Below are 8,729 nucleotides of genomic sequence, written 5' to 3' on the forward strand. Positions count from 1 at the left end.
TCTAACCACAACTTTTTGGAATGATCCGTTATTATACTCAAACTGTTCAATCAGGTTGTCATACGCCATCTTAAGTTCTTCATACTTCGCCTTCACCTGTTTATTTACTTGATGAATATTTGTATTCTTCCAAGTAACAGTATCAGGAATCGTAATCATAGGAGCTCCCACATCTGTCGCATACGGCCTTAAAGCCGCATCGTACTTCCCTTCCTCTTTATTATAAACTACTTGATCTGGTTTTATAGTACTCATTATTTATCTTTTTGAAATTTTATTATGTGTAATTTGTCGTTGTCGACTGCATTTAAACCTTCCTTCTTCAAAAGCTCGTTTTTTAAGATGCTTTGTCTTTCTCCCCTGAACCCGTTTACGCCACATCCTGAAGCTCGAAGGTTTCATTTCTTTTCGCATTAAATCAATAACTTCTTGTTCTTTGATACCAAATTGTAGTACAATAGCATCAAAAGGAGTTCTGTCTTCCCATGCCATTTCTATAATTCTATCTATATCTCTAATCGATAACTCTTTCTTCATAATTATTTATTTTTTCTATTTGGTAACGTATGCTTCTTTAAAATACGATAGCTTTCTTTTTTTACTAACTCATTATTTTTCATATTCCACAAGGTGTCACTCGCTTTTTTTCTGGTCGAAGCCATATCAACAATCGGAAAAGGATAATCTTTTCCTAAGGTAATATTGGCAAACTTTTGATCCAAGAGAGTCATCCTATAGGGTTCATGAATAAATTCTTTCGGAATCTCGCTAAGTTCTGGCACCCATTTTCTAATAAATACACCTTCTGGATCGTGTTCTATACTATTTTTAACGGGGTTATATATTCTCAACATATTAATCCCTGTTTCTCCTGCTTGCATTTGCAATTGCGGAAAATGAATACCCGGCTCAAAATCCAAAAACATACTTGACAGATACGCACTGGCAGCTTGCCAAGGTTGCCATAGATTATGTGTAAAAAAAGAAACTACCATAGCGCGCATCCTAAAATTGATATAACCCGTTTCTTTTAAACAACGCATACAAGCATCTATTAATGGATACCCAGTTTCGCCAGCTTTCCATGCTGTCTGATATGCTTGAGAAATGTTTTTTTTGAGTTTACGATACCCCTTATTGATACTCTCAAACTCCATAATATCTTCCATCTCAAATTTCTGCACAAAATGAACTTGCCAATGAAGCCTCGAGACAAAGGCATCTATTTGCTTCTTATGACCAGAAAAGTTCCTGAACCTCATTGCATATTGCCATACTTGTCTAACCGAAAGATTACCCCATGCTATATACGGAGACAGGCGACTACACCCTTTGCGTGCCAATTCTGGCTTCGAAATATGAAAACTATAATTCTTATAGCGTCCTTGGTCAAAAAACGATTCTAGATACTTAATACCTGTTGTGGCTCCCCCTTTCTGAAAATTAGAGTCCGTATCCGTGTCTAGTATTTCTAACCTGAAAACGCGTTCGATTTCTTCTATCACTTTTAATGAAATAAAACTTTCTTCATTTGGTTTAAATTCAAAAAGAGGGGATGACATATAACGTTCACAATCTTCTCTCCAAGTACCTCTATTTTTTAACCCTCTAAGAATCCCATTGTTTCCATTTTCTGACCAATTGATTAGGTTATTTTTGCAAAACACCCTAAAGGCTTTATCCCTATCGTACGTAATTCGAATCCCTGTCTCTTGATGAGAAAAAACAGTATCTATTTTCCAAAATTGCTGAAGTGTCCCAAAAGTCTTTATCACCTCTGAGGAAACTGCCAATATCTTTGTATTAAACTGAGCGAGTTGCTTATTCATATCTTCTAGAGATTGCTTAATAAAATTCCAATGACGGTCACTATAATGTGCATCATTTCTTAGAGAATTTTCAAAAACATAAAGAAGTAAAATAGGTTTGCCTGATTTTATAGCAGTATATATAGCCTCATTATCCTGTAATCTCAGATCACGTTTAAACCAGACAATATTGATATGTTCATTTTTATTAATAGTCATTGGGGTTTTCTATTATAGTTATCGCCCTATCTTTTAGGGCTTGTAATTTTTCTTTATCCATTTTATCTAATAGGTTCATCATCATTCGCATTCTTTGATTATGCTCAAAATATGCTCTCTTTTCGTCGAGAAAGTTCCAGTACAGTGCATTAAAGGGACACGCATCTTCTTCTATTTTTTTTGCCACTTTATAATGACAATCTTTACAATAAGTACTCATCTTGTTTATATAACTACCACTAGAGACATACGGTTTTGTTGCCACAATACCACCATCAGCAAATTGACTCATACCTCTGGTGTTGGTAATTTCTACCCACTCGATAGCATCTATATACACCCCCAAATACCATTGATCTACCTCATCAGGTGCCGTTTGGGTCAAGAGAGCGTAATTGCCAATAACCATTAAGCGCTGAATATGGTGGGCGTAGGCATCATCTAAACTTTGTTTGATAGCATGATGTAAACAATTCATTTTCGTTTTAGCGGTCCAATAAAAATCAGGTAATGGATTTTGATTATTCAGGTAGTTTTTAACCCCGTAGCCTGGCATATGCATCCAATAGATTCCTCTCATATACTCTCGCCAACCCAAAATCTGACGCACAAAACCTTCTACTTGAGCAATATGAATCTCATCTTGATGCCCTCGCCAATGCACAATCACTGCTTTAATCACTTCAAGAGGATGCAACAACTTACTATTTAACGCAAAAGAAAGACGGCTATGAAAAAGATACTTTTCCTTGGTATGCATCGCATCCTGATAATCACCAAAATGAACTAATAATTTTTCACAGAAATAGGTAAGAACCTTGAGACTTTCTTCTCTTGATGTAGGCCAATTAAAGTCCTCTGCGACTATAGTTCCTATAGTATTGACTCCTGACTCCTCGAGAAGATGCACAATATCTGATACATCCTTCAAAAATCTTTTCTCAAGAGGTATAATAGGAGTACCAGTCCATTTTTTACGATTGTTTTTATCAAAGTTCCAAATTCCTCCTTCTGGATCGGTGGGAGTACTCATTAATACATTGTATCGCTTTCGCATGTAGCGATAAAAGTACTCCATGGTATATTGCTTCTTACCTTCAAAAAAAGTCGACAGATCTGTCCGAGTAGTCAAAAAATGCGCTGTATCATAGACTTTTGTTTCTATATTCAAAGAGGCACAAAATTCTTTAATTTGATTATCTAAACGATATTCATCTGGTAGCTGATACTCAAATTTGGTAACCTTATTATCTCTGATTAATTGCAGTAAATTAAGCGTCAAATCTTGCTTATTGTCTTTGTGATCTAATGAGTAATAGGTAACTCTATGCCCTTGATCGCAAAGCCATGCTGCAAAATTTCGCATGCTGAGAAAAAAAGCAACTATCTTCTGAATATGATGTCGCACATAGTCAGTTTCTTGCCTCATTTCTGCAAGAAAATAAAGAACATTCTGATCCTTTTCTTTATACCAAGAATGTCTATGATTTAATTGATCACCAAGAATTAGTCGTAATATCATAAATAATTAAAATAAAGTAGGTTGCAACCAAAGATTCTGAAACTTTTGCTCTGGGTCGTATCGTTCTGCTTGAAGCTGTATATTAAATTTTCGGTCCCGTGGGTCATTACCAACTCCTGCTACATACAACCAATTACCATAGTTACTATGCACATCATAATCAATTAGCATAGATTCGAAATACGCAGCTCCTATCCGCCAATCTAGTTGCAATTCTTTAGCAAAATAAGACGCAACATTTTGGCGCCCTCTGTTACTCATCCATCCTGTATTTTTGAGTTCAATCATGTTAGCATTCACAAAAGCCTCAGAAGTTTCTCCATGTACCCATTGCCGAATCAACTTTTTATCTGTTTGCCAGGAATATTTTTTATGAAGAATTCCTTCTATTCTAAAAATATCATTACGATGTTTCATCGAGATATATTTAAAAAAGTCACGCCATATTAATTCAAAAATCAACCAGTATGTAGAATTATTTTTACCCTCTCGTTCTTCATATTCTCTTACCTGATAATAAATCATTCTAGGAGAAATACTGCCATTTGCCAACCATGCTGAGAGCTTCGAACTATAATTAATACCTACAAGTCCGTTTCTGGTCTTTTTATATTGAGACAGGTTCTTAGTATCAAAAAAATATGAATGCATTCGTTGTTCCCCATTATTTTCTCCACCATTAAAAGGAAAAGCAGTTCTCGAATCCTTTTCAAATTCGGCATACCCAAGATCTTTCAATGAAGGCATCTTAGTAACATTCTTATAATTATCCTTGCCTGAAATTGCTTTGTTTTGAAGTGGCACTCTTACTGAAACTTCTTTTTCACACAGTTTTCTAAAAGGGGTAAACACATGAGGAACTTTATTAATTTCGAAAGGAAGATCTTCTGGATGAAATAAAAATTGATCATAACTTTCTACCCAATCCAAATTACACATTTTAGTAGATGCTTTTGCAGCTATGAGAACCTGTCTCTCCTCTGAGGTCCACTCATTTTGCGTATAAACCTTGGCAATATCTTTATCTATTACCAGCTTAGGAATTACATCTTCTGGTCGTTGTTGATATACTAATAATGGGATCTGCAGCTTCTCAAGGTTTTCTCTTAATTGCGTAACAGTTTCTAATAAAAATTTAGCTCTAAATTTATCAATCTTCCTGAATCCATTGATCTCTGATTCAAAAAGTCTCGGATCAAAAAAATAAACCGCAATAATACTGTCATTTTCTGAAAGTCCTTTGTGTAAGGATATATTATCCTGAACCCTTAAGTCATTCTTAAACCAAACTAATCCTCTTCTCATGCATTCTTATTTCTTCGACACCTTTCGCTACAATACCGCACTTCTTCCCAAACCTTTTCCCATTTTTTTCGCCATGAATATGGACGGCCACATGACTTACAAATTTTTGTAGGCAGGTTCGATTTTTTCATTACATCAAATTGTTTAACCAATTTACAAAATAGTTAAACAACTTAATGTTTATCAACATAGCTTTAACACAAAAAATCGTTATTTTAAGAAAAATTCGACCGCACTTAGAAGAAATATCAGTGACCAAACTATTGTTCTTAACCAGTTGAGCCTTGTTAGCCTATCCAACAAATTCGTATCAACGTTCTGATTAGAGATTTTCTGGTGCATAGGAACAAACTGTAAGAAAGTAGACAACCAAACTATACCCACAAGAATACATAGTAAAACAGAAATAAAAGTGGGCTCTTGCAAAACAGAATATATTGCAAGGGTAAGTTGTGTCAACATCATAGGAACAACAATAAAACCAATGCGTGGTGTATATGTACCATGCCATCGGAATAAATTTGATTCATTAAAATAAGAGAAACTAGGATATATAATCAATTGTACAATCCAAATTAGAACTAATAAACCTGTACTAACAACGAATTGTAATACTTGTAGTATCTCTATATACATTGATATCCTTTTATATTAATGCCCATCGAGGTAGTTGTTTAAAATAACCTAGACATTTTCAAAAATAAGAAAACTTAAGCATCTATTAAGCTTATAACATATGCGACACTATAACAATACTTAAGTTTCCTATTTACTAAAACTCTGTTTACTACTCAAGAGTTAATGAGGTTCGAGAATTATCTCTCAAAAAACTAGATGAAAGGTTATTCCTAGTATTAAAAATGTAAAATTGAAGATATACTTTTAAGATCCGGACTAGCAAGCTTAAAAACTTGACAGTCTTTTTATTTTTAAAAACTATTCATTTTTTATTCATATGAACTTATAAAAAAGATAAAATCACCGTATCTCATTTAAAATAAAATAGTTCTATCTCTAATTTTAAACAACCTATTACAAATTGTTTAATATCTCAAAACTCCTGAACTTCTAAAATCATAAATATTTTACGGAAAACCGTAATTATTTAAAACCTTCTTGCTATATTGTGCCTTGGGAAGGTAAGCTATACCTGTCAAGTACTAAAATTTGGTAAGAAATAAAATATGTTTTTACAACATTTTAATATCTGATAGTTGCATAATCAAATGGTAAAATAAACATGTTACTTTTGAATGGTTTACTCTAGATCACACCTTACAATGGTTGGTTTCTATTAAATCAATCGTTATTCAGGCCCTGCTTTTGTTGGCTCGCCAAAGTTTTACAATTGCAGGGTTGTTTTTGTCTACAAATCAGCATGTATCTTTTTAGTTTTCAACAAATTCAAATCACTTTTTGTGTTTTTCAGGAAAGAAAAATAGGGCATAAAAAAACCAATCAAATTTAGAAAACCTGATTGGTAAGGAATAAAAATAAACAGTTGATTTGTTGTATTCTAGATTTTAAATTATGTTTTGGATTTTTTATGTTTTAAGGATCAAAAATCTACAAAAGACCTAAATCTTTTGTCATAGAAACCAAATGAATAGCATTTTTGGCCTTAAAATTATATTTCAATTTATTAAGTCGTTTTTCTATTGAGCTAATACTATTAGGTGAAATTTGATTTTTCTTAAAATAATCTCCAATCTCATCCTGCGTAAGCCCATCAGATAAATGCTTAAGAAGTAAAAGGTCGTAATCTTTAAGTTCGAATACATTGTTCTTGCTCATCACACTTTCTAATTGCGAAGAGATATACGTTCCTTCATTATATACCTGGCTCACCGATTGCACCAGTTCATTTAATCCATTTCTCCCTTTACAAACATATCCATCGATATGCTGATTAGCAAAAAGAGATTTGATTTTTCCTGGCCTATCTTCCATAGAATACACAATAACCTTTAGATTCGGTTGTATCGCTCGTAACGCATCAATAAGTTCTACACCAGACAACAATTTTCTTTGTCTGTGACTTTCTTTAAATGAAAGATCTGTGACCAACAGATCAAAAGGATCTTGATCCTTAATAGCTCTTCTAAACTTTAGGTATGCATCATCACAATATTGTGCTTGCTGTACTTCATTCACATCAGTTCTTGAGTATAGAACATTTGCTACACCATGATTAATACTACCAAGGTCTTCTGTAACCAAAACTTTCTTGAACATAAGCTCTATATTATAGTTAATTCGGAAAATCTATTTTGGCTTTAAAGCCTTTTCCTATTTCTGAGTCAAATATAAATGTTCCTCCGATCGTTTTTATACGGTTTTCCGTATTCCGCAGTCCATTACTATAAATTATTTTCTCTAACTTCACTCCTACACCATTATCTGCATAGGTAATTACTATCTTTTTAGACATTTTCTTGAAAGAAACAACTACCAACCCTGCATTGCTATGTTTCCTCATATTGACCATTAATTCTTGTAAGGTACGATGTACGATAATTTTCTTTTCTGGATTAATTGTTTGCCAATTAATATCATCGATTCCTTTAATAATAATGTTTGTTGTACCAGAACTGTAACTACTTAACATTCCTTCTAGTTCTGCAGAATACTCTTCTCCTGTAGTAAAGCTATTATTTTCTCGCGAAATATCACGAGTACTATTATAGATTTCTTCTAATTTATCAAGCACACCAGGGTTGGTATGATCATTTTGTACCTGTACCATTACATTATAGATATCATTTGCCAGCTCATCATGTATTTTTTTAGAAATTCGGGCTTCGGCATTGTACACATCACGAATTTTTTCTCTTCTGTGTCGTTGACGAAATAAGTAAAAGGTCGTACTTCCTATTAATGCGAGTAGAATGGTACTAAAAAGATAAATTATTTTTTGTCTATCTTTTTTGGCTGTTTCTGCCTTGAGTATCAAGTTTTCGGTATTCAGTTTATCATTCTCATACTTAGTTACCGCATAGATCTCTCGGTTACTTTGATTAATCTCCTGCAACTCACCATGTACTTTATTAAAAACTTTGGCTTCTTCTTTGGTATTGTCTTTGAGCTCAAATATAAAACCCAATGCCTCTAAGATAGAAGTCATACTATTTTGTGTAGTAGCATTCCTGTACGCCTCTTCTGCATGGTATAATGCCTTCTCTCTATCCTTATCAAAATAGTACCTGGTTAGATAAATATTACTTGCAATTAATCCATTAACATCTTCTATATCCTCTCTTATTTTTTTTGCACTTAATAGCAATCTCTCAGAATCCCTATCATCCATATTCTGTAGCCATTTAATGTGCCCTAGATTTGCTAATACTCTTGCATATTCTATTTTGTTACCTTTAATTAATGAATCCAATTGTAACTTTGAAAATATTGATAAGGCTTCTTGATATTTTTTTTGATTAGCCAATATATTTGCTTTGGTATTTTTAAACATCAAAATATTGTGCGCTCCAATTTTATGAAGTTTTATACTATCGTTGCCTAGATTTAATGCTAAACTATTATACTTTAAAGCTTCCATATATTTCTTTTGCTCCCTATTAGCCACAGAAATAATATGATATAATCCTGATAGACTTTTTATATCTTTCTTGTTTTCTATAAACTTTAATCCATCTATCGCTGTTGTTTTACTACCTGAATAATCCCCTAATCTTGCCTGAATATTCGCCATTTGTAATAACTTTTTTCCCGCTCCAATACTATCTTTAACAATTTTAAATATCTTAAATGCCTCATTATAATATTTAAAAGCATCTATTAATTGATTATTTTTTTTATAATATATTCCTAATTTAGAAACCGCATTTATAACATAAGTGGTATCACTATTTTTTTTT

General features: G+C 33.1%; 8 protein-coding genes and 1 pseudogene. All 9 read right to left on the reverse strand.

The genetic code is table 11. From position 1 onward, the window contains the following. A pseudogene (locus DZ60_RS0120345) lies at nucleotides 1-255 on the reverse strand (hypothetical protein); the annotation flags it as partial. A 3-nt stretch (nucleotides 256-258) separates the two neighbouring features. Then, on the reverse strand, nucleotides 259-537 hold the full coding sequence (locus DZ60_RS0120350) for a TIGR03643 family protein (protein WP_025743866.1): 279 nt from the start codon (nucleotides 535-537) through the stop codon (nucleotides 259-261). 2 nt (nucleotides 538-539) lie between these two features. After that, nucleotides 540-2,027, reverse strand: coding sequence for a cryptochrome/deoxyribodipyrimidine photo-lyase family protein (locus DZ60_RS0120355; protein WP_025743867.1), 1,488 nt, complete (start codon nucleotides 2,025-2,027; stop codon nucleotides 540-542). Next, nucleotides 2,017-3,549: a cryptochrome/photolyase family protein gene (locus DZ60_RS0120360; RefSeq protein WP_025743868.1), complete on the reverse strand. Its 1,533-nt coding sequence runs from the start codon at nucleotides 3,547-3,549 to the stop codon at nucleotides 2,017-2,019. Before DZ60_RS0120360 ends, DZ60_RS0120355 begins: the two co-directional genes overlap by 11 nt. Before the next feature lie 6 nt (nucleotides 3,550-3,555). Next, nucleotides 3,556-4,854, reverse strand: coding sequence for a DASH family cryptochrome (locus DZ60_RS0120365; RefSeq protein ID WP_025743869.1), 1,299 nt, complete (start codon nucleotides 4,852-4,854; stop codon nucleotides 3,556-3,558). Continuing rightward, nucleotides 4,851-4,985 carry a DUF2256 domain-containing protein gene (locus tag DZ60_RS24770; RefSeq protein WP_081740544.1) on the reverse strand — a complete coding sequence of 45 codons (135 nt, stop codon included), beginning with the start codon at nucleotides 4,983-4,985 and terminating at the stop codon, nucleotides 4,851-4,853. Before DZ60_RS24770 ends, DZ60_RS0120365 begins: the two co-directional genes overlap by 4 nt. A 79-nt stretch (nucleotides 4,986-5,064) precedes the next feature. Then, nucleotides 5,065-5,490: a hypothetical protein gene (locus DZ60_RS0120370; protein ID WP_025743870.1), complete on the reverse strand. Its 426-nt coding sequence runs from the start codon at nucleotides 5,488-5,490 to the stop codon at nucleotides 5,065-5,067. A gap of 930 nt (nucleotides 5,491-6,420) precedes the next feature. Then, nucleotides 6,421-7,089, reverse strand: a complete 669-nt coding sequence (locus DZ60_RS0120375) for a response regulator (RefSeq protein ID WP_025743871.1) — start codon at nucleotides 7,087-7,089, stop codon at nucleotides 6,421-6,423. 16 nt (nucleotides 7,090-7,105) lie between these two features. Beyond that, a partial coding sequence (locus DZ60_RS25340) for a tetratricopeptide repeat-containing sensor histidine kinase (protein ID WP_025743872.1) occupies nucleotides 7,106-8,729 on the reverse strand: 1,624 nt, incomplete at its 5' end.

It is taken from the genome of Aquimarina pacifica, from assembly GCF_000520955.1.
Classification (GTDB): domain Bacteria; phylum Bacteroidota; class Bacteroidia; order Flavobacteriales; family Flavobacteriaceae; genus Aquimarina; species Aquimarina pacifica.